This is a genomic window from Pseudomonas soli, from assembly GCF_900110655.1.
Classification (GTDB): Bacteria; Pseudomonadota; Gammaproteobacteria; order Pseudomonadales; family Pseudomonadaceae; genus Aquipseudomonas; species Aquipseudomonas soli.
In genome coordinates this window covers 48837-70700 of the sequence record NZ_FOEQ01000003.1, presented here as the reverse complement: position 1 = coordinate 70700, position 21864 = coordinate 48837, and the positions used below count along the sequence as shown (strand labels likewise).

The following is a 21864-nucleotide window of genomic DNA, read 5'->3' as shown; positions in this document are numbered from 1 at the left end:
AATCCTGCACTCAAGTGTTGGGCTTTTCCGCCGAAATCCAGTGATTGCAGGACTAGATGCCACTACCCGTTGCGGATCCAGGCATGACCGAAGAAGCCGAGCGCTGGAAAGAAAAATACCTCAAGAGCATCGAGCAGCAGGAAAAGCTCGAGCGGCGCTGGGAAGCCCGTCTCGACTTGCTGCGTCGTGGCCTGGTGCGCAGCACCCTGGCGGCCGAAGGGAGCGACAAGACCGTTGACCAGTGCATGAAGGAGATGCGCGAGGTCATCCGCAGCGACAACATGGACGCCGGCCTCGCTGGGTTGATTCCGCGCCTGGAAAAAGCCGTGCTCGACTCCGAGCAGCGCCGCGAAACCCGCATGAATCAGGTCAGCGAGGCGCTGACCGCGCTGGTTACCCAGTTGCAGACCTTGCCGCTGCCGGGCGATGTGGCCCGTCCGTTGAAAAAACTGGCGAAAAAGCTCGACGGTGGCGTCAGCCAGTCCCGGGAGTTGCCGCCCTTGCTGGGCGAGCTCAGTGGTTTGCAGGGGCGCGCCCTCAACGCCGTGCAAAAGCCCGATGATGAAACCCGTCCTGGGTTCCTGCAGCGCCTGTTCGGGGGCCGTGACGAGCCCATGGGCGAATTGACGCCCGCACCCGTTGCGGTCGAGGCGGCATCGCCTGCGCCGCAGCCGGCCGCTGCAGGCCCAGGCATCGCAGCTGAGCCACACCCTGGGGATGTCGACGAGCTGCACGCCCTGGAACCTGCGCCTCAAGCCTTGCCCGAGGCGGCACAGGCCGTGAATGAAACGGTGCCCGTCGAGCCCGCTGGCGCGCAAGTGGAACTGGCTGGCCCGGCGCTGGTTGAAACCACGCCGTCAGTCGTTGCCGATCCCCGCCCCGAACTCGAACCGCCGGTTGCCGAGCCTGTACCCGAGCCATCGACCGTCATCGAGACGGAGCAAGCCGCAACGGCTGAGCCGGATACAGTGGCAGAACTGGACGCCGGCGATGATGGCCCCTATGCCCTGCCCGATGCGGTGGAGCCGCCCTACAGCCAGGTTGCCGCCCATATCGAGCAGACCCTGATCGGCCTGCTCGACGACCTGAGCTTGCCTGAGCGCCATAAGGCACAGGCTCTGGAAATGCGTGAGCGGGTTTCCCGGGGGCTGAACTGGTACGAACTGATCCCTGTACTGGATGACCTGGCCGTGCTCATGTTGGCGATTACCGACAGCGGCCAGCACGAGTTCGAGGCCTACCTGCAGCAACTCAACGAGCGCCTGGAAACCTTCCAGAGCCACCTTCACGAAGCCAGCGCCGGCCACGCCGATAACAGCTTCGCCGCCCGGGAGCTCGACAGCCAGCTGCGCGAGCAGGTTGATGGCTTGCAGAGCAGTGTGCAGGGGGCTGTTGATGTTGACAGCCTCAAGCATATCTTGGAGAGCCGCCTCGAAGGCCTGCTTGTGACGATGGATGATCACCAGCACGAGCGCGATCGCCGCGAGCATGATATGGCCAGCCGCCTGCAAGGCTTGGCCGAGCGTGTGGCGAGCATGGAGCAGGAGGCCCTGGGCTATCGCGAGCATCTCGAGGAGCAGCGGCAAAAAGCGATGATCGATCCGCTCACCGGCCTGCCCAACCGAGCGGCCTGGAGTGAACAGGTCGAGCGCGAGGTGCTCGACTGGCAGGAAAACGGTGGCCACCTGGCCATGGCCATCCTCGACCTGGACCATTTCAAGCGCATCAACGATGGCTATGGTCACCTGGCAGGCGACAAGGTGCTGAAGATCGTTGCCGATCAACTGCGTAAGCGCCTGCGCGGGCGCGACTTCATCGCCCGTTTCGGTGGTGAGGAATTCGTCATGCTGCTGCCGCAGACCTCGCCGCCGGCGGCTGTCCAGGTAGCGCAGACGCTGCGTGCGGCGATCGAGGCGTGCCCCTTCCATTTCAAGGGTGAGCGCGTGGTGATTACCACGTCCATCGGTATCAGCGCTTTCCGCTCCGGCGAGCGTAGCGACCAGGTACTCAAGCGGGCCGACGAAGCGCTGTATCGAGCCAAGGCCGATGGGCGCAATCGTGTCGAGCAGGCATAGATAGTTAACGCCCCCCCAGCCCCCCGACCAATCGACACTTTTCGCAGCGCTGACTCTTCAGCGCATCGTCGATAGATCGATTGTGAAAGGAGTTGAGGATGAATGTAACTAGATGGTTGATGTTGGCCGTGCTCGGCCTGGCCTTCCAGGCCAGTGCCGCGGGCAAGGACATGATTTTCACCGCGCATGTGGGAGCAGACGGCAAGGTACTGCGCCAGTGGCCGGAATGGATCAGCCACGTGGAGCGCGAGGTGCAGGCCAACTACTTCACCCAGTACAAGCTGAAGCTCAATCCACGTATCGTGCATCAGGCTCCAGGTTTCTGCTCGGTGTCGTCGATCGACGTCAGCAGCTACGACCGGCAGATGCACGGCCAGGCCAAAGTGATCGGTAAACCATTGGTCGAGCATCTGAGCGTGATGACCCAGTTGGTGGACATGAAAAGCGCCAGCGCTGACAACTCGCTGGAATTTCTGGTGCTGTGCGTACGCTGAACGCAACGATGCCGCAAGAGCACGTTATACTGTAGCGCTTGTCTCGCCTACTCAATGACGTGCTCCCCGCAATGAAAAGACTTTTTACCGCTCTGCTCCTGTTGGCCTTGGCAGGCTGTTCCAGTGGCCTGCGCATCGACCGCAGCCACCCCTCGGCCAATCAGGACAGTCGCATTCAGTTCGTCGTGGTGCACTACACCAACGCGTCGTTGGAGCGCTCCCTCGCCCTGCTGACCCATGGCGAGGTCAGCAGCCATTACCTCATCGGAGATGGCCCGGCCAAGGTCTACCAGCTAGTGGACGAAAACCGCCGCGCCTGGCACGCCGGGGATAGCCAGTGGCAGGGCCGCACCTGGCTCAATTCAAGCTCCATTGGCATCGAGATCGTCAACGAGGGCTACACGGACACGCCGACTGGGCGCGTCTGGCACCCCTACAGCGAAGCCCAGGTGCAAGCGCTGATCGCCTTGCTCAAGGACATCGTCAAGCGCAACAACATCGACCCGCGCCACATCATCGGTCATAGCGACATCGCCCCGCTGCGCAAGCTCGACCCGGGCCCGTTGTTCCCCTGGAAGCGTCTGGCCGAGGCCGGCCTGGGTGTCTGGCCGGATGCGCCTTCTGTAGCGCGGCAGCAGGCCTATTTCGAGGTCAATCCGCCGACCATCAGCTGGTACCAGCAGCAGCTGGCGCGGTTTGGCTATGCCATCGACCAGACCGGTGATCTGGACGTAGCTACCCGGCATGTGATCGCGGCCTTCCAGATGCGTTTCCGCCCGCGGCTATTCGATGGCACGCCGGATGCGCAGACCGCCGCGATGTTGCAGGTGCTTAACCGCAAGCGCTGACCCGACCTTTTCGGACGCTTGGCGCGCAAGCGGGCCAATTCACACGCCCAGCGGCTGCGCCAAGCTTTAAATCCGTTGCTATACCTTTGGTATTCAACTGGATGCCACGCATGCCCGCCCTCTTCGCTACGGTGCGTCAATTTTTCCACCGTCCCTGGCTGTTGGCCGCGCTTGCGGCGCTTGCCAGCGCGGGGCTGTTGCTTGCAATCAGCGTCAACGTTGCCCTGCAACAGATGAAACAAAGTGAAAGCGCGCAGATGAATGCCCAGGGCGAGCGTTTTCTCGAGCGCCTGGAGCAGGTGTTCGGCCAGTTGCGCGAGGCCGTTGACCAGCTTCAGGCGCAGCCCCTGCGCGGCTGCGATCCATTGATGCTGACACAACTGCAACAGGTGGCGCTGAAGTCGCGGTTCATCTACGAAGCGTCCTATGTGGAAGGTACGCGGGCCTGTTCCAACCGCGGCGACGAGCGGATCATCGAGCCCTTGCGCAGCCCTGATATCCAAGGGCCGACCTACAGCTACTGGCTCAATACCACCACCGAGCCCAATGAGAACCTCGCGGCCCTGATGCTGGGCCGTGGCCGCTTCGTGGTCTCCACCTCCCGTGGCCACCTCACAGACGTCGTCGACCTGCCGCCCGGTGGCAGCTTGCTGGTGGTGCTCGATCGCGGTACCCGTGCCATCCCCGTGCTTGGCCCGACGCAACCCTGGCCTCCGACCACCGAATGGCCGCCCGCCCAGGGCAAATCGTTGATCGAGCTGCCTGATCGCCTGGTCTATCGCATGTCCACCAAATCCCCGGACTACCAGTTGGTGCTGATCGCGCCGAGGGCGAGCCTGCCATTGAAGCTCAATGGCCTGCTCTGGTTGCTGTTCCCTGGAAGCCTGGTGTTGGCCGGCTGCATCGGCTGGCTGGTATTGCAACTGATCCTGCAACGTCGCTCGATGAGCTCTGAGCTGCAGCATGCGCTGCGCCGTGGCGAGCTGCAAGTGCTGTACCAGCCGATCTTCGAACTGGACAGCCGTCGCTGCGTCGGTGCCGAGGCACTGGTGCGCTGGCGCCGCCCGGACGGCAGCCTGACCAGCCCGGAGCTGTTCATTCCGCTGGCTGAAAATACCGGCCAGATTCGACAGATCACCGACTTTGTTCTGCAACGGGTCCTGGAGCAACTGGGCCAGTTGCTGCGGGCCAACCGCCAGCTCTATATCTCGGTCAACCTGGCGGCCTGCGATGTCATGGCACCGCGGATCGGAAGGGTGGCGGCGCGCTTACTGGCGCACCATCGTGTTGCACCCAGCCAGATCGCCTTCGAGGTGACCGAGCGTGGCCTGATTGATGTAGTCGTGGCGCGAGACAATCTGCAAGCACTGCGTGCCGTCGGACACCAAGTGCTGATTGATGATTTCGGCACGGGCTATTGCAGCTTGGCTTACTTGCAGACCCTGCCGGTGGACTGCCTGAAAATTGACAAGTCGTTCATCGATGCCTTGGGCCATGACGCCGCCAGCAGCGGCGTGGCGCCGCACATCATTCGCATGGCCCACGACCTGCACCTGCGGGTAATCGCCGAGGGGATCGAGTGCGAGGACCAGGCGCAGCTGCTCAACAGCGAGGGGGTTAACTATGGACAGGGCTGGCTGTTCGCCCATCCGCTGAATGCCCGCCAGTTTGTCGAGTTGATCACTCGTGGGCGGCGTGTGGCAGGGCGGCGGATCGATGATGAGCCTTGAGGCTGGGCGCGTTGAGGGTGAACAGGTCAAACCGGCAGTGCCATGTAGAACTGTGTCCCCTGACCCGGCCGTGAGAACACGCCCATCCGCCCGCCATGCAGTTGCACGATCTCTTTGCACAGCGCCAATCCCAGCCCGGCCCCGCCCTTCTTGCGCCCGACTTGCACGAACGGCTCGAAGATCCGCCCCTGCTGACCATAAGCGATACCTTCGCCGTTATCCTCGACGCTGATGATCACCCGCTCGGCATGCCGCCTTGCATGCAGGCGGATACGCCCGCCGGAGCCGGTGTGGCGAATGGCGTTGTGCAGCAGGTTGTCCAGCACGCGCTCGAGTTGGGCGACATCGGCCTGGATGCGTGGCAGTGGTGGCTCCAGCTCGCGGATGATCTCGATCTGCTTGCCCGAGGCTTGTTCGATGAAACGCGCCTGGGCGCGCTCGAACAGTTCCTCCAATGAGCAGGGGGCCAGTTCCAGTTTCTGCAAACCGCTTTGATAGCGGGAAAAGTTGAGCAGATCGTTGATCAATTGAGTGAGGCGCTGCATTTCTTCGGCAATGGTTTCGAGCAGGTCGTTCTCCCGTGCATCTGGGGGAAAGCTGATACGTTCGCGCAACAGCCCAAATGCCATGTGCATCCCCGTGACGGGTGTACGCAGCTCATGGGAAGCACGCAGTACGAATTCGCTGCGTACCCGTTCGAACGCGCGTTGTTCGGTGACATCGTGCAGCACCATCACTGCACCGAGAATGGGGCCTTCGGGGTGGCTGACCGGGGTCAGGCTATAGGTCAGCAGCCTGGTCTCTTCATCCACCTCCAGGCTCAGGTCTTCAGGCAGTCGGTCCAGGCTGCCTCCGCGCAGCACTTGACGCAGCTGTTGTTCCAGTTCGGGGCGGTGCAAGGCTTCGGCCAGGCTCACGCCCAGGCGGCTTGGGTCCCAGCCCAGCTGGCGCTGGGCCACCGGATTGAGGTGCTCCAGGCGCCCTTGACGGTCGATGATCAGCAGGCCATCGTCGATGCTGTCCAGTACCGCCTGAAGGCGCTGCTGGCCAGCCTGCAGCTCATCGACATTGGTGGCCTGGTGCTTGCGCAGAGCGTCAGCCATCAGGCCGAAGCGACGGGTCAACAGATTGAGCTCGGTGGCCTGGGTCACCGGCAGGGTGACGTCGAAGTTGCCTTGGCTGACCTGATCGGCAGCCTTGGCCAGTGCCTCGATCGGCTGGCCAAAGCGGCGCGCGATGTTGTGCGCGGTGATGAAACCGAGCCCCAGCACGATAAGGCCCATCAGGCCGAGCAAGCCGCTGATGAGCAAGGCGTGCGCGCGCGATGTCTCCTCGCTGCGGGTAATGTGTTCCAGAGCCTGGCGGTGCGAGTCGAGCAGGTCGGTGCGTACCTGGTTGAAAGCAGCGCCGAGGGGTTGGTCCACGCCCATGCTGCGAGCGGGCATCGGGCTCTGCCGATAGGCCTGGACAAATGCCTGGTAGTTGCTGGCAGCCTTGCTGAAACCGGTACGCTCGCCACCTTGTTCCAGCCCCTGTTTGAGCAGTGTCTGGAACTGATCCTGCAGTGTGACGAGGTTGCTTGGAGCTGTGTCCTCGTCGAGGATGAGGTTGAGCTGCTCGCCCAGGTTCTGGCGCAGCTTGAGGGCCAGTTCCAGGGTCTGGGTAGTGTCCTGTACCACTCGCTGCTGCAGGGCCGCCATCTGCAGCACGCTGAACAGCCCGAGCAGCAACCCCAGCAAGGCCACGGTTACCAGCGCCGAGATACTCAGGAACAGTCGCGTACGCAGCTTCATCGGCCATTTCATAGGTTGTACTGCTTGCGCTTGCGATACAGGGTGGAGGCGTCGATGCCCAGCGTCTTGGCGGCTTGGTCGAGGGTATCGCTGGTGGCCAGTACCGCGCCGATATGGGCACGTTCCAACTCGTCCAGGCTCAGCGCCGCGCCGACACGGGGTGCGTTGCCGGTGGGTTGCTCGGCCATGCCCAGGTGGCTGATCTCCACACGCTCCTGCGGGCAGATGATGCTGGCGCGCTCGATCACATTGCGCAGTTCACGGATGTTGCCCGGCCAGCGGTAGTTGAGCAGCGCGGCGCGGGCTTCTTCGCTGAAGCCACGCGCCGGGCGCGAGTACTCCTTGACGAAGCGCGCCAGGAAACGGTCGGCCAGGGTCAGGATATCTTCGCTGCGTTCGCGCAGAGGGGGCAGGTGCAAGGTGATGACGTTCAGCCTGTACAGCAGGTCTTCACGGAAACGGTTCTCACGCACCATTTCGTCCAGGTTCAGGTTGGTGGCTGCCAGGATTCGCACATCCGCCCTGCGCGTGACCGGGTCACCGACCCGCTCATATTCCTTGTCCTGGATGAAACGCAGCAGCTTCGGTTGCAGTGTGAGAGGAAAATCGCCGATCTCATCGAGGAACAGCGTTCCGCCATCGGCTTGGCTGACCCGTCCCAGGGTGCTCTCGCTAGCACCCGTAAAAGCGCCGCGGGTGTGGCCGAACAATTCACTTTCCATCAGCTCAGCATTCAGCGACGGGCAGTTGATGGTCACGCAGGCCTTGCGTGCGCGCTTGCTCCAGCCATGGATGGCGCGGGCCAATTCGCCTTTGCCGGTACCGGATTCGCCGAGGATTAGAATGTTGGCATCGGTGGTTGCCACCTGGCGGGCGGTTTCCAGCACGGCCATCATTGCCGGGCTGTGGGAGTCCAGCCCGTCCTTGGGCTTGCGTACTTCACCTTCCAGTGCCTCCAGTCGCGCCGACAACTGGCGCACTTCCAGCTGCTTGGCCGTGGCCAGGCGCAGTTGGTCAGGGCTGCAGGGTTTGACCAGGTAATCGGCGGCGCCAGCCTGGATAGCGTCAACCGCGGTATCGATGGCGGAATGGGCGGTGACGATGACCACCCGCATCCACGGCGCCTGAATGCGCATCTGTGCCAGTACGTCCAGGCCATTGTCCTCGCCAAGGCGCAGGTCGAGGAAGCATAGGTCGAACACCTGGCGTTGCAGCAGAGTCTCAGCCTGTGCGGCGCTGTTGGCGGTTGCCACGCTATAGCCTTCGTCCTCAAGGCAGTAGCGGAAAGTACGCAGGATGGCGGACTCATCGTCCACCAGCAGAATGCGGCCTTGGTTGTCCTGGGCTGATTCCATTTCCTGCGCTCCTTTGGGATTGATCTCAATTAGTGTCGGAAAAATCGGGCAAGTTGCATGGTCAATTCTGATTGATTCTGCGCCATGCATGCTAGCCGCATGCCTTAATGATGTCTAAGTGACTGAAAAATATGAAGTTCATTGTCATCAAATGGCTGGCACGACGGTTGCCAGTTTGATTGGTTGAGCTATGCGCAAGGAGATTCTCTTATGTCCACCTACCCTCGAATGGTTGTACTTGCTGCCTGTGCCCTGTCGATGATCGCGCCGGCCCAGGCCGACCCCGTGCAGGATGCTCGTCTGGAAGGGGCGTTGCAGACAGCCTTGTCCCTCAATCCCATGCTCAACCCGTTTTCTATAAAGGTGGAAGTGGATGGCCAGCAGGCGAGACTCTCCGGGGATGTTGAGAATCCGGTGGAGCAGGCGCTGGCCGAGCAGGTGGCTCTGGCCACCAAAGGTATCGAGCGGGTCGACAATCAACTGCGGATCGATCCCCGTCTGGTGGACAGGCCCCTGGAGTTGCGCGCCTACGCCCAGCGCCTGGAAGACGCCACCCTCGGCGCGGTGGTGCGCGCACGCTTGCTGTGGAGCCGAATCACCGAGAAAGCGTTCATTGAGGTGGAAAGCCGCGAAGGTGTGGTGACTCTGCGGGGCAAAGTAGACAGCCCCGAAGCCAAGGAGCTAGCAGGGGTGCTGGCGCGCACAACCGATGGAGTGCATCTGGTCAACAACCTGGTCAGCCTGGACAGCACTGCCCTTGCCAAGGCCCGGGAAAAACCCCTTGATGCGCCAGCAGGACCGCAGCCCAGCGATAGCTGGATCGTCGACAAGATTCAGGCCAGCTACCGATTCAGCCGCAACCTTGACGGATTGAACATCAAGGTAGCCAGTGATGAGGGGCTGGTCAGGTTGTCGGGTGAGGTGGTCAGTAGTGAGCAGAAAACGATTGCCGTGGAAGTCGCGAGGCAAATTGTCGGGGTACGTGGCGTCGACGCCGACCTGCTCAAGATCGCTACCAAGGTGGAGGGCTAATCGTGCAAATCGCACGACCCTATAACGGGTATCGTGCAGTATACGCACCAGGTAAAGGTTTCTAAATTTCATATGTTATTGATTTAAAAGGATTTTTTTGTAGGCTTACGACTGGCATGCAGGCTGCACTGATGTTTCCAAGCACGAATAACAAGTTCGCAGGAGGAGCCGGCATGAATCGCCACAATGTCAATCGCACGCAGAGCGCTGTAGTACCTATGCAGCAACTGCTGTTCCTCGGCATGGCTCTGCTCCTGACCTTGGCGGTGGGCTTGTTCCACCACAGCTGGCAGACCGCTCGGCTGGCCGATCAAGTGGCCGCGCAGACCGCGCTGTTGACGCAACTGCGGGCAACGCCTCACGCCAGCACCTTGGTCAAGGCTGCAGAGCCACTGGCTAGTGCTGAAAACGCTCCTGCTGTTCTTGAACGTGTCGAGCCCCAGCAACGTTGGGTGTTCTGACACTGTTAACCGATTTCGTACAAGAAAAGGAGAAACATCATGCTGAGTTGGGCTATCACTTTCCTGATCATCGCCATTATCGCCGCAGTCCTGGGCTTTGGTGGTATCGCCGGCGCTGCGACCGGTATCGCGAAGATCCTGTTCATCGTCTTCCTGGTGCTGTTCGTTGCCTCCTTCTTCTTCGGCCGCGGTAGGGGTTGACGACCATGAGCAGGATGCTCCCGAAAGCCTTGGCCGTCGCACTGCTGCTGGGCAGTGGTGCGTCGGCGCTGGCCGCCAATGACGGCCAGGTCCGGGTCAACCAGTTGCTTGGCTCGGACCCCGAATACCAGAAGACCTGGCAGAAGACGATAAAGAAAGAAGAGCGCTTGCCCGAATGGGTGATCAACCTCAGCGGCAGCTCGGCACAGCAGATGTCGGCGGTGACCGAGGACGGCGACCAGTATCTGGTTGGTCCGCTCTGCGAATCCGAGGGCAACTGCACCTACAAGCGCCTGGTCGTGGCCTTCAGCTGGGACAAGGACGAAGCCTACGGCATGCTCGTGGAAGTGCCTGAGGGCCTGCCTGCGGACAAGTCGCCGACCCGCCATGCGGACTACCGCTGGTTGGGCAAGCCGGACGAAGGCATGAAAGCTTTGCTGCAGGAGCAGCTCAAGCGTGACCCGAATTGGTACTGACCAGCGGTCGCGCACTGTAACGCTATAGAAGCTGAACCTTTTTATCTTTCAAGCTTCTATGATGCGCCGCCCCGAGGAGGGGCGGCGCATGACCAGGGGGCCGGGCCGTTCTGACTGTTGCAGGGTCGGAGTGGCCTAGGGGTACAGGGAGTGCCTCCATCATGGGCCGGGTCAGGAGAGGGTGGCATCGGAAGTTGCAGGTCGATCGGGTCGAGTTGAGGACGTGATCGATCTGGCTTCCGAAGCGCCTGTAGGGATTTATCTATCCATACGAGCGACTTTTCACTTCAGACACATTTTGTCGCTACCGTATATCGAAATTTTTTTAGTTGTCCGACAGGTCAGCCCGTGTGGCATTTCAGCCATTCGGATTGTCGAACACGCCATCAAACTCCCTTCTTTCATACCTGCAAATCTGCCGAAAAATGGCGCATTGGCCTTGTTCGGAAATCCGAACGTTGAAAATCAAGGCTTTGGCGATGCTCGATTTTGGCTTCTGGTCTCATGCCGATTCGGCATACGGTATTCGTTTCCGGCATTAGACTGCCTCTGCCCACGTCGCAATAGTTGCCGCCTTTTTCCTTGGCCCGAGCGCCAGAAATGCTCGCTCGCGGTGTCCTTACAGAGGGGGCCGGAACGGAACACGCAGCCGCCCAGCAGCTTTGAAGCGCTCTGGAACGCGACTTTCCGTCAGGTGCCCGTGACCACTACAACAAAGGGTAATGACATGAAGAAGGCAAAACTGAGCCTCGCCTGGCAGATCGTCATCGGTCTGTTGCTGGGCGTTGCAGTCGGCGCGCTACTGAATCATTTCAGTGCAGAAAAGGCATGGTGGATCAGCAACGTCCTCCAGCCAGCCGGCGATATCTTCATTCGCCTGATCAAGATGATCGTCGTCCCGATCGTGATTTCGTCGCTGATCGTGGGCATCGCCGGGGTAGGCGACGCGAAGAAACTGGGCAGTATCGGCCTGAAGACCATCATCTACTTCGAGGTGGTGACCACCATCGCCATCGTCGTCGGCCTGGTCTTGGCCAACGTGTTCCACCCGGGCGCCGGCATCGACATGAGCACCCTGGGCACCGTCGACATCTCCAAGTACCAGGCCACCGCGGCCGAGGTGCAGCATGAGCATGCGTTCATCGAGACCCTGCTCAACCTGATCCCGTCGAATATCTTCGCGGCGCTGATGCGTGGCGAGATGCTGCCGATCATCTTCTTCTCGGTGATGTTCGGCATGGGCTTGTCGAGCCTCAACGCCGATCTGCGCGAGCCGCTGGTGCGTACCTTCCAGGGCGTGTCGGAGACCATGTTCAAGGTCACCCACATGATCATGAACTACGCGCCGATCGGTGTGTTCGCCCTGATCGCCGTGACTGTCGCCAACTTCGGCTTCAGCTCGCTGCTGCCGCTGGCCAAGCTGGTGCTGCTGGTGTACTTCGCCATCGCCTTCTTCGCCTTCATGGTGCTGGGCCTGGTGGCTCGCCTGTTCGGCTTCTCGGTGATCAAGATCATGCGCATCATGAAAGATGAGCTGATCCTCGCCTACTCCACCTCCAGCTCCGAGACCGTGCTGCCGCGCGTGATCGAGAAAATGGAGAAGTACGGTGCGCCGAAGTCGATCTGCTCATTCGTGGTTCCGACCGGCTACTCGTTCAACCTTGACGGCTCGACCCTGTACCAGAGCATCGCGGCGATCTTCATCGCCCAGCTGTATGGCATCGACCTGTCCTGGAGCCAGCAGTTGCTGCTGGTGCTGACCCTGATGGTCACCTCCAAGGGTATCGCCGGCGTGCCGGGTGTATCGTTCGTGGTACTGCTGGCCACCCTGGGCAGCGTGGGCATCCCGCTGGAAGGCCTGGCCTTCATCGCCGGTGTCGACCGCATCATGGACATGGCTCGTACCGCGCTGAACGTGGTGGGCAACGCCTTGGCCGCAGTGGTCATCGCCAAGTGGCAGGGCATGTACGACGCCGAGAAAGGCGAGGCGTACTACAAGTCGCTGGTGCTGGAAAAAGGCAAGAAAGAGGCCGTGGTGGCGGGCAAGACCGTCAACCAGTAAGCCGCTGAGCTAAACGAAGAGCCCCGACTTGTCGGGGCTTTTTGCTGTCTGAAAGCTGACCGCGGTCGTGTTACCCACACTGGCCCCATCACCGGCAAGCCGGCTCCCACACGGGTCTCGCAAATCCCTTTGGGAGCCGTCTTGCCGGCGATGGGGTGCGAAGCGCCCCCAACAGCGCGCCGGTTGATTGCGCTATCATTCGGGCATTTTTTCACGGGGGAACACACGGATGCTCAACGGCCTCTGGCTCGGCTTTTTCCTGATTGCGGCCATCAGCGCCCTGGGCCAATGGCTGGTGGGCGGCAATGCCGGTATCTTCGCCGCGATGGTCGAGAGCATCTTCGCCATGGCCAAGCTCTCGGTAGAGGTGATGGTCCTGCTGTTCGGTACCCTGACCCTGTGGCTGGGTTTTCTCAAGATTGCCGAGAAGGCCGGTATCGTCGAATGGCTGGCCAAGGTCCTCGGGCCGCTGTTTGCCCGGCTGATGCCGGAGGTACCGCCGGGCCACCCTGCCCTGGGCCTGATCACCATGAACTTCGCCGCCAACGGCCTGGGCCTGGACAACGCCGCCACGCCCATCGGCCTGAAGGCCATGCGCTCGCTGCAGGAGCTCAACCCCAGCAGCACCACGGCGAGCAACGCGCAGATTCTGTTCCTGGTGCTCAATGCGTCATCGCTGACCCTGCTGCCGGTGACCATCTTCATGTACCGCGCCCAGCAAGGCGCACCTGACCCGACCATGGTGTTCCTGCCGATCCTGCTGGCCACCAGTTGCTCGACCCTGGTCGGCCTGCTGTCGGTGGCGGTGATGCAGCGCCTGCGCCTGTGGGATCCGGTGGTGCTTGCCTACCTGATCCCCGGCGCGCTGTTGCTGGGTGGCTTCATGGCTTTTCTCGGCACGCTGTCGGCGGCCGCGCTGGCCAGCCTGTCCTCGATCCTGGGCAACCTGACGCTGTTCGGCGTGATCATCCTGTTCCTGGTGATCGGCGCGTTGCGGCGGGTGCAGGTGTACGAGGCCTTCGTCGAGGGCGCCAAGGAGGGTTTCGACGTGGCCAAGGGGCTGCTGCCCTACCTGGTGGCGATGCTGGTGGCCGTGGGCGTGTTGCGTGCCTCCGGCGCCCTGGAGCTGGCCCTGGACGGCATCCGCCACGCAGTGACCTGGATGGGCCTGGATACGCGCTTCGTCGAGGGCCTGCCCACGGCGCTGGTCAAGCCGTTCTCCGGCAGCGCGGCGCGGGCGATGCTGATCGAGACCATGCAGACCCAGGGCGTGGACAGCTTCCCGGCGCTGGTGGCGGCGACCATCCAGGGCAGCACCGAAACCACCTTCTACGTGCTGGCGGTGTACTTCGGCGCGGTGGGTATCCAGCGCGTGCGCCATGCGGTGGGCTGCGCGCTGCTGGCCGAGCTGTCCGGGGTGATCGCGGCGATCTTCGTCTGCTACTGGTTCTTTGCCTGAGCCTGGCTGACGGTCCAGTCGATTACCTGGCGCGCCAGCTGGTCGCTGGCCGTACCGAAGCCGGCGACCACCGCCGGCACTTGCTGGCTGCCTAGCGGCTGGCGTACCTCGAAGCGTTTACTCGCGAGGATGCGCTGGCTGCGGCCCTGCACCAGCCGTGCATCGTAGCGAATCACCACCTCCACAGCCCCGCCTGGGCGGTACTCGCTCTGGAACGCCTGCAGTTCGCCACCCAGCTCGTAGTCCGCCTGCAGGTTGCTGTCGTCGGCACTCAGGCGCTGCACCCGGCCATCGCGCTGGAAGCCGTCGAGCAGGCGATTGCGCACCAGCATTGGCGTCGGGTCGCTCCAGCGGGCGCCCTTGTAGCTGCTGATCACATCCCCCTGGGGAATGACCGCGATACGCGGCCCGGCCAGGGCTTCGCTGGCCAGTGGCTTGTTCAGGCGCAGCGACCAGTCCAGCGGCGCGGCACTGCGGGCGGTCTGGCTCACCGGCAGGCGGTAGATATCCACAGGCTCGGACTGCGGCAGGATCGAGCAGGCCGTAGCCAGGCTCAGGGTGGTAGCGAGTGCGGCCAGGCGCAGCGACAGCTTCATGGCTGGAACTCCTTGTTGTTGTCGCGGCCCAGCAGGTAGCCGCTGGGGTCGGCTTCCAGGCGCCGGGAGATGCCCTTGAGCGAGTTGAGGGTCTCGCGCAGTTCGCGGATTGCCGGGGCGATCTGGTTCAGGCCCTGGGCACCATCGTCCAAGGACTGGCGGTTGTCCTGCAACAGGCTGTTGATGGTCGCGGTGCTTTCGGCCAGCGACTGCATGGCCTGCTCGGCGCTGCCGATGGCCTGCTTGCCCTGGGTGCCCAGCAGGCCGTTGGCATTGCGCATCAGGGCCTGGGTCTCGGCCAGGGTGGCATTGGCCTGCTTGCCGACCTGAGCCAGCTGTTCGATGGCCTCGGAAATCCCGCCCTTCTGGTTGGCGAAGGCGCCGGTGGTCTGCTCGAGGTTGGCTAAGGTATTGCTGAGGCGCTCGATATTGCTCGAAGAGAACATCTGGTTGGCGTTGTGCAGCAGCAGGTTGATGTTGGTCACCAGGTCGCTGCTATCGTTGAGCAGGCGCGAGATTGGCGATGGCGAGGCGACGATCACCGGCAGCTTGCCGTCCTTGCCCTTGAGTTCCGGGCTTTGCGGCGTGCCGCCGCTGAGCTGGATGAACGAGTTGCCGGTCACTCCCGCCAGGGTCAGCTTGGCCTGGGTGTCCTCCTTGACCGGCGTGTCGCCGCTAAGGCGCACGCGAGCCAGGACCCGACGCGGGTCCTTCGGGTCCAGGCGCAGGTTGCTGACATCACCGACCTTGATGCCGTTGTACTGCACCGGGCTGCCGCGGGACAGGCCCGACACGGCCTCGTTGAACACCACTTCGTAGTCCTTGAAAGCATCGTCGACACTGGACTTGGTCAGCCACAGGCCGAATAGCATGGCGCCCGCCACCACCAGCACGGTGACCAGGCCGATCAGGACATGATGAGCTCGGGTTTCCATCGTTCAGCGCTCCTGGCGGGCGCGCAGGGCGGCGTCTTCGGCCGCCCGGCCACGCGGGCCGTGAAAGTATTCGTGAATCCAGGGATCAACGGTCTGCTCGACCTCGGCCAGGGGCCCGGCTACCAGCACCTTCTTCTGCGACAGCACCGCCACCCGGTCGGTAATGGTGTAGAGGGTGTCCAGGTCGTGGGTGATGAGGAACACCGACAGGCCCAGGGCGTCGCGCAGGGTAAGGATCAACTGGTCGAAGGCGGCGGCGCCGATCGGGTCGAGGCCGGCGGTGGGCTCGTCGAGGAACAGGATGTCCGGGTCCAGGGCCAGGGCGCGGGCCAGGGCGGCGCGCTTGATCATGCCGCCGGACAGCGAGGCCGGGTACTTGTCGGCAGCGCTGATCGGCAGCCCGGCCAACGCCAGCTTGACCCCGGCCAGGTGCTCGGCGTCGGCCCGCGACAGCCCGGCATGCTCGATCAGCGGCAGGGCGACGTTCTCGGTAACGGTCAGCGAGGAGAACAGCGCGCCCTTCTGGAACAGCACGCCGAAGCGGCGTTCGACCAGCGAGCGCTGGTTTTCGTCGAGCGTGGCCAGGTCCTGGCCGAATACCTTGACCGTGCCTTCATTGGGCCGGCGCAGGCCGATGATGCTGCGCAGCAGCACCGATTTGCCGCTGCCCGAACCGCCGACCACGGCGAGGATTTCACCGCGGTACAGGTCCAGGTCGAGATTCTCGTGCACGCTCTGGCTGCCGAAGCGGTTGCACAGCCCCCGGGCTTCGATCACGGCTTCAGTCACCAGCCCATCTCCATGAAGAACAGCGCGGCGACCGCGTCCAGCACGATGACCACGAAGATCGATTGCACCACGGCGGAGGTGGTGTGGGCACCCACCGACTCGGCGCTGCCGCTGACCTTGAAGCCTTCCAGGCAGCCGATGGCGGCGATCAGGAAAGCGAAGAACGGCGCCTTTGCCATGCCCACCAGGAAATGCTGCACGCCGATGTCACTCTGCAGCAGCGAGAGGAACATGGCCGGCGAGATGTCCAGGGTCAGGGCACAGACCACCGCGCCGCCGATCATGCCGCAGAGCATCGCGACGAAGGTCAGCAATGGCAATGCTATCAACAGTGCCAGCACTCGGGGCACAACCAGCAGCTCGATCGGGTTGAGGCCCAGGGTGCGAATGGCGTCGATCTCTTCGTTGGCCTTCATCGAGCCGATCTGCGCGGTGAACGCGCTGGCGGTGCGCCCGGCCATGAGGATGGCGGTCAGCAGCACGGCGAACTCGCGCAGGAAGGAGAACGCTACCAGGTCGACGGTGAAGATCGTTGCGCCGAAGTCAGCCAGCACCGTAGCGCCAAGGAAGGCCACCACAGCGCCGACCAGAAAGGTCAGCAAGGCGACGATGGGCGCGGCGTCCAGGCCGGTCTGCTCGAGGTGCGCGACCACCGGGGTGACCCGCCAGCGATGCGGCTGGAACAGCCGCAGGAACAAGGTCTGCAGGATCAGGCCGATGAAACCCAGCACCTGGGTGGTGTCCTGCCACAGCTGGTCGACGGCGCGGCCGATGCGCGCCAGCAGGAGAAGCAGCACTGGCTGCTCCGGTTCCTTGACCGGGATGCAGTAGTCCTGCACCGAGCAGTAGACGTTCTTCAGCAAGGCCCGGCTGGCATCGGGGAGTTCGTCGCTGCAGCGCGACAGGCGTTCGGAGCCCAGCAGTTCGGCCAGCAGCGAGGCGCCGGCGGTGTCCAGGCGGCCCAGCTGGCTGAGGTCGGCGAGGGTTTCGTCACCGTACTGGTCGCGCAGTCGCTCGCACTCGCGCTTGAGGCTGGCGTAGTGGGCAAGGGTCCAGTCTCCGGCGATGCGCAGGCGAGTGGGCTGCTGCCGGGTGTCCAAGGTGGCGCTCGGGGCGGTCATAGGCTCCCTGCATCTGACTGGCGAATCGGCGAGTCAGATCATAGCCCATCGCGGGGTCGGCCCGCTTCCACCACGATGATGGTTGCGGGCGTGCCCCGCGATCCTTGTCAGGATTCCACCACCTTGAAGCGCAGAACCCCGATCACCTGCCCGTCCTCGGTCAGCACCCTCACCTGCCACTTGCCTGCGGGATTGGGTGGGAAGTTCTGCTTGTGGGTCCAGGCCCGGTAGCCTTCCTTGCGCCCGCCGTGAATGTCCAAGGCGATACGGTCGACCTCTTTGCCATCGAGCTGCCACACATGGTAGATGCGCTCGTTCAGACCGCGCGGCGCGTTAATGGCGGTGTAGGCATACAGCCCACCACTGCGGATACGGCTGGCCGCCACTTCGTCCAGTGATTCGCCTGGCTGGCGGTTGAGCACCTCGGTACTGATCGCCACGTCGGTCATCCACAGTGTGGCCGGCGGCACCCACGAGCGCAGCAGCCACCCGCCGCCACCCACCGCCAGGGTCACCAGCACCAGGGCCACGCCACGGCGCCAGCTGTTGATCGGGAAGCTGCTGGCCAGGCTCGGGAACGACAGCGCCATGGCGGCGATCAGTGCCAGCTTGAAGCTTTGCGCGGTGGTCAGATGCAGGATGATTGGCAATGCCGTGAGCATGGCCGCGAACAGCGTCAGGGTGTGCAGCGCCAGGAACAGCCAGCGCCGCGGCGCCAGCCACTTGTGGTACAGCGGGTCGATGATCGAGATCAGCCCCGCGGCACCGAGCAGGCCGGTGAATATTAGCTGGCCGCTGTTCCAGGTGGTGGTGATGAAGAAGAACGGCAAGACGAAGAACAGGCTTTCCTGATGGATCATCTGTGTCGCGAAGCGCAGCAACGGTTGCGGGATCTCGCGCTTGAAGGTGCGGGCGAACAGCTCGGTGAGGGTGTTCTCCAGCATCAGCCAGACCCAGCTGACCAGCATCGCGATGGCGATCCACCTTGCCAGGCCGGCCTGGCGGTCGACCAGCATGAAGCTGCCGATGCCCGAGAGGAAACCGTAGAGCGCGATGATGCCGGGGTAGCGCTTGAGCAGCTCGATGATGCGCAGGATGAAGCTGGGGATTGGGGGCATGAGGCAAGCAACAGGGAGCGGTGGATGGCAGTGCCGGCTTCATCGCGGGGCAAGCCTGCTCCCACGCATGAATTGTCGTGGGAGCGGGCTTGCCCCGCGATGAGTGCTAGCGAAAGGCTTACAGGATACCGCCGAATCAGGGCGCCCGTGTAGCACCGCTGGGCTTGGCGCGAGGCCCGCGGCGGCGGATCAGCCCGACTGCCAGGATCAACCCCAGCAACAAGGCCACCAACCCATACAGCTCGTCATACCCCAGCAACGGCTTCTCGATGCGCAGGTACCCCGGCTCCTTGAGCAGCTCGCGCAGCGCCGCATCGGCCTGTTTCAGGCTGACTTGGCGAAGTTCTCGCACCGGATCGGTGAAACGTCCGTCCTCGTAGGCGTTGAGCGCCCCCCAGTAGTAGTCGGCGAGCGCTGCGTTGCCCTGGGTGGTCCAGCTCTCCCGGGCGATCGTCGCCTCCTTGATGCGGGCGAAGGTGTCCGGGTCCAGGCCATGCTTGCGCAGATGGTCGAACAACTGCTCGAGTACCTTGAGTGCCTTGTCGAGGTCCTGGCGCTCGAGGTCGGCATTCAGGGTGAGCAGCCCGCTGTCGCCGAAGCTCTCGCGTTGTACCGACGGCCCGTAGGACAACCCGTGGCGCAGGCGCAACTGGTCGTACAGCGCCCAGTCCAGGTAGCGCGACAGCAGCTCGAGGGTCTGGTCGTGCCCCTCCTCCAGGGTCGGCTCGATGAACAGCCAGTGCAACTTGACGCTGTCGCCCAGCCAGCCGCGGGTCAGGTCGCGGCGCTGCTCGGCCTGCTGGCTGATGCTTTCGAGGTTGCGGCGTTCTTCGGGCTCGGTCGCCGGCAGCTCGCCAAAAGTGCGTTCCAGGTAGGCTGGCAGCAGGCGGTCGAGGCCGCCGACGACGATCAGCGACATGTTGTTGGCCACATACCAGTGCTCGCGCAACTGCTGGACCTGTTCCAGGGTCATGTCGTCGAAGTTGGAGCGCTCGGGACATTTCAGGCCCAGCTCGGTAGCCAGCTGGTCGCTGGCTGGGTGGCCGATGTCCTGACGGTCCAGCCAGCGCTGCAGTCGGCCGTAATGGCCACCGTCCTCGCGCTCGATGATCTTTTTCGCGGTGGCCAGCGCCTTCGTGTCGATTTGAGTATCGCGGACCACCGCCAGCAGCAGGTCGAGCACCTTGCGCTGGTTGCGCGCCGGGGCTTCGATGACGAAGGTGGTGTCGGCGCTGCTGGTGAAGGCGTTCCACTCCCCGCCCAGGGCCTGGATACGCTCCTCCAGCCCGCCCTCGCCCGTCTCGTCGATACCGCTGAACAGCAGGTGCTCGAGCAGGTGCGGCAGCTCGCGCTGGTCACAGTCGAAGTCGTCCAGGCCCACGCCCACCACCAGGCGGATCGACACATGATCACGCTCATAGCCGGACTTGAGGATGACCTGCAGGCCGTTGGGCAACAGGTAGCCCTCGACCCGCGAGCGGTCGAGGGCGAGCGTGGGCAGGCTACAAATCAGCAGGCAAACGAACAACAGGCAACGCATAGGCGAGCTCAGGTCTCCGGAGTGTCTTGGCTCAAGGCTGACGGGCTTCGTCCGGCACGCTGTCGAGCATCAGCCCGCCGGTGTCGGTGCCGCCCAGTACCACATAGGCACTGCTGCAGAACAAAGAGTTCAAACGCTTCATGTCGGCAATGAGCTCCAAGTGTAGCGAACTGGTCTCGATACTCTGCACCACTTTACGTTGCAGGCGGCTGACATGGGCGTGGGCCAGGCGCCGCTCCTGGGCGCGGAAACGACGTTTCTCGCGCAGCAACTGCTGCGCGCTCTGCGGGTCGGCGCTGAGGAACACTGACAGGCCCAGGCGCAGGTTGGCCAGCAATTGTTCCTGCAGGCCAGTCAGCTCCTCCAAGCCAACCTGGGAGAACTCCCGACGCTGCGAGGTCTTCTGCTGCTGGACCTTGCGAAGCATGCGCTCGATCAGATCGCTGGCCAGCTTCAGATTGATCGCCAGCTCGATGATCTCGGCCCAGCGCTGGTTGTCCTGCTCGCCGAGGTCTTCACGGGGCATTTGTGCCAGGTACAGCTTGATGGCGTTGTACAGCGCTTCGGCATCCTCGCCCAAGGCTCTGACTTGCTGGGGCATGGCCGTCTGGGTGCCGCGCAGGGCGCCGAGCACGGCCTCGAGCAAATTATCGACTATATCGCCCAGGCGCAGAGTCTCGCGTACGGCATTGGCCAGCGCCAGGCTGGGGGTGTTCAGCGCGGTCGGATCCAGGTGGCGGGGCTGGTTGTGGCCATTGCCATTGTCGCGTTCAGGCAACAGGTAGTTGCACACGCGGCCCATGGGCTTGACCGTCGGCAGCATCAGCAGACAGCGCAAGGTGTTGTAGAGCAGGTGGAAGCCGATCACCAGTTCCTGCGGGCTGAAGCTCAAGCTGTCCATCCACGCTACCAAGGGGTGTAGCACCGGGATGATCAGCAGCAGGCCGATGATCTTGTATAGCAGGCTGCCCAGCGCCACCCGGCGCCCGGCGCTGTTCTGCAGGCTTGTGGTGAGGAAGGCGAGCAGGCCGCTGCCGATGTTGGCACCAATCACCAGGCCGATGGCCACCGGCAGGCTGATCACTTCGGCGCCCGCCAGGGTGGCGGTGAGCAGCACGGCGGCCAGGCTTGAGTAGGAAATCATGGCGAATAGCGCGCCGATCAGGGCGTCGAGGAGGATATCGCCGGTGAGCGAGGCGAACAGCACCTTAACCCCTTGGGCGTGGGTGATCGGCGCGGCGGCGTGGACGATCAGTTGCAGTGCCAGGATGATCAGGCCCAGGCCGATGCCGACGCGGCCCAGCTGGCCGGCGCGGGTCTGCTTGCGCGAAAGGAAGAAGATCACCCCGAGGAAGATCAGCAGCGGCGACAGCCAGGACAGGTCGAAGGTCAGCACCCGCGCCATCAGCGCGGTCCCGACGTCGGCGCCGAGCATGATCGCCAGGGCCGGGGTCATGGCCATCAGGCCCTGGCCGACGAACGAGGTGACCAGCATGGCGGTGGCGTTGCTGCTCTGCACCATGGCGGTGACCAGGATCCCGGCAATGAAGGCCAGCGGGCGCTTGTTCATGTTCTGGCCGAGCACGCGGCGCAGGTTCGAGCCATAGACCCGCAGGATGCCGGTACGCACGATATGGGTGCCCCACACCAGCAACGCCACGGCGGAGAGCAGATTGAGCAGGGTCAGCATGGTCGGGCCCCCTTTTCTTCTATGCCCCTGGGCGGGGCCAATGGGTGCAGCGGTGAGCCTGGCCCGGGGGTGGGCTGTTTTTCCCAGTG

19 protein-coding genes are annotated in these 21864 nt (G+C 63.2%); 10 read left to right on the top strand and 9 right to left on the bottom strand.

The annotated features are described in order from the left end of the window. Window positions 1-83: 83 nt before the first annotated feature. From BMY03_RS08255 to BMY03_RS08240, 4 genes are all read left to right on the top strand, one after another. Window positions 84-2075, top strand: coding sequence for a GGDEF domain-containing protein (locus BMY03_RS08255; protein WP_094010790.1), 1992 nt, complete (start codon window positions 84-86; stop codon window positions 2073-2075). A gap of 98 nt (window positions 2076-2173) precedes the next feature. Next, the gene (locus BMY03_RS08250) at window positions 2174-2569 is read left to right on the top strand and encodes a hypothetical protein (protein ID WP_143067535.1); all 396 of its coding nucleotides are present in this window, start codon (window positions 2174-2176) and stop codon (window positions 2567-2569) included. Window positions 2570-2640: 71 nt separating this feature from the next. Then, window positions 2641-3417, top strand: a complete 777-nt coding sequence (locus BMY03_RS08245; RefSeq protein WP_201754954.1) for an N-acetylmuramoyl-L-alanine amidase — start codon at window positions 2641-2643, stop codon at window positions 3415-3417. Between the two features lie 110 nt (window positions 3418-3527). Next, window positions 3528-5147: an EAL domain-containing protein gene (locus tag BMY03_RS08240; RefSeq protein ID WP_031314663.1), complete on the top strand. Its 1620-nt coding sequence runs from the start codon at window positions 3528-3530 to the stop codon at window positions 5145-5147. A 26-nt stretch (window positions 5148-5173) separates the two neighbouring features. Here the strand turns inward: BMY03_RS08240 and BMY03_RS08235 are convergent, their stop codons facing one another. After that, window positions 5174-6952, bottom strand: coding sequence for a KinB sensor domain-containing domain (locus tag BMY03_RS08235; RefSeq protein WP_023629395.1), 1779 nt, complete (start codon window positions 6950-6952; stop codon window positions 5174-5176). Beyond that, on the bottom strand, window positions 6949-8295 hold the full coding sequence (gene algB / locus BMY03_RS08230; protein WP_023629394.1) for a sigma-54-dependent response regulator transcription factor AlgB: 1347 nt from the start codon (window positions 8293-8295) through the stop codon (window positions 6949-6951). Before algB ends, BMY03_RS08235 begins: the two co-directional genes overlap by 4 nt. Before the next feature lie 210 nt (window positions 8296-8505). Between algB and BMY03_RS08225 the strand changes: the two genes are divergently transcribed. From BMY03_RS08225 to BMY03_RS08200, 6 genes are all read left to right on the top strand, one after another. Beyond that, window positions 8506-9327 (top strand): BON domain-containing protein, encoded by an 822-nt coding sequence (locus BMY03_RS08225; protein ID WP_023629393.1) that lies wholly within the window; start codon window positions 8506-8508, stop codon window positions 9325-9327. A 173-nt stretch (window positions 9328-9500) separates the two neighbouring features. Beyond that, on the top strand, window positions 9501-9788 hold the full coding sequence (locus BMY03_RS08220; RefSeq protein ID WP_023629392.1) for a hypothetical protein: 288 nt from the start codon (window positions 9501-9503) through the stop codon (window positions 9786-9788). 39 nt (window positions 9789-9827) lie between these two features. After that, complete coding sequence (locus BMY03_RS08215; protein WP_008092060.1) at window positions 9828-9989, top strand: DUF1328 domain-containing protein; 162 nt, start codon at window positions 9828-9830, stop codon at window positions 9987-9989. 5 nt (window positions 9990-9994) lie between these two features. Next, a complete protein-coding gene (locus BMY03_RS08210) occupies window positions 9995-10465 on the top strand; it encodes an inhibitor of vertebrate lysozyme family protein (RefSeq protein ID WP_031314662.1) in 471 nt (156 codons plus the stop codon). A 727-nt stretch (window positions 10466-11192) separates the two neighbouring features. Beyond that, the gene (gltP, locus tag BMY03_RS08205) at window positions 11193-12527 is read left to right on the top strand and encodes a glutamate/aspartate:proton symporter GltP (RefSeq protein ID WP_023629390.1); all 1335 of its coding nucleotides are present in this window, start codon (window positions 11193-11195) and stop codon (window positions 12525-12527) included. Window positions 12528-12756: 229 nt separating this feature from the next. Beyond that, window positions 12757-13986, top strand: a complete 1230-nt coding sequence (locus BMY03_RS08200; protein WP_046853634.1) for a nucleoside recognition domain-containing protein — start codon at window positions 12757-12759, stop codon at window positions 13984-13986. On the opposite strand, the gene BMY03_RS08195 is transcribed toward BMY03_RS08200, so the two are convergent. The 7 genes from BMY03_RS08195 to BMY03_RS08165 form a co-directional block, all read right to left on the bottom strand. Continuing rightward, the gene (locus tag BMY03_RS08195) at window positions 13968-14582 is read right to left on the bottom strand and encodes an ABC-type transport auxiliary lipoprotein family protein (protein ID WP_094010787.1); all 615 of its coding nucleotides are present in this window, start codon (window positions 14580-14582) and stop codon (window positions 13968-13970) included. The genes BMY03_RS08200 and BMY03_RS08195 overlap by 19 nt on opposite strands. Next, entirely contained in the window at window positions 14579-15517 is a 939-nt protein-coding gene (locus BMY03_RS08190; RefSeq protein WP_023632377.1) for an MlaD family protein, read from the bottom strand. Before BMY03_RS08190 ends, BMY03_RS08195 begins: the two co-directional genes overlap by 4 nt. 3 nt (window positions 15518-15520) lie before the next feature. After that, window positions 15521-16306 carry an ABC transporter ATP-binding protein gene (locus BMY03_RS08185; RefSeq protein ID WP_094010786.1) on the bottom strand — a complete coding sequence of 262 codons (786 nt, stop codon included), beginning with the start codon at window positions 16304-16306 and terminating at the stop codon, window positions 15521-15523. Beyond that, entirely contained in the window at window positions 16303-17427 is a 1125-nt protein-coding gene (locus BMY03_RS08180; protein WP_094010785.1) for an ABC transporter permease, read from the bottom strand. Before BMY03_RS08180 ends, BMY03_RS08185 begins: the two co-directional genes overlap by 4 nt. A 107-nt stretch (window positions 17428-17534) precedes the next feature. Then, on the bottom strand, window positions 17535-18545 hold the full coding sequence (locus BMY03_RS08175) for a DUF5924 family protein (protein ID WP_094010784.1): 1011 nt from the start codon (window positions 18543-18545) through the stop codon (window positions 17535-17537). A 136-nt stretch (window positions 18546-18681) separates the two neighbouring features. Further along, window positions 18682-20085: a M16 family metallopeptidase gene (locus BMY03_RS08170; RefSeq protein WP_094010783.1), complete on the bottom strand. Its 1404-nt coding sequence runs from the start codon at window positions 20083-20085 to the stop codon at window positions 18682-18684. A gap of 31 nt (window positions 20086-20116) precedes the next feature. Next, the gene (locus tag BMY03_RS08165) at window positions 20117-21775 is read right to left on the bottom strand and encodes a Na/Pi cotransporter family protein (protein WP_094010782.1); all 1659 of its coding nucleotides are present in this window, start codon (window positions 21773-21775) and stop codon (window positions 20117-20119) included. Window positions 21776-21864: the final 89 nt, after the last annotated feature.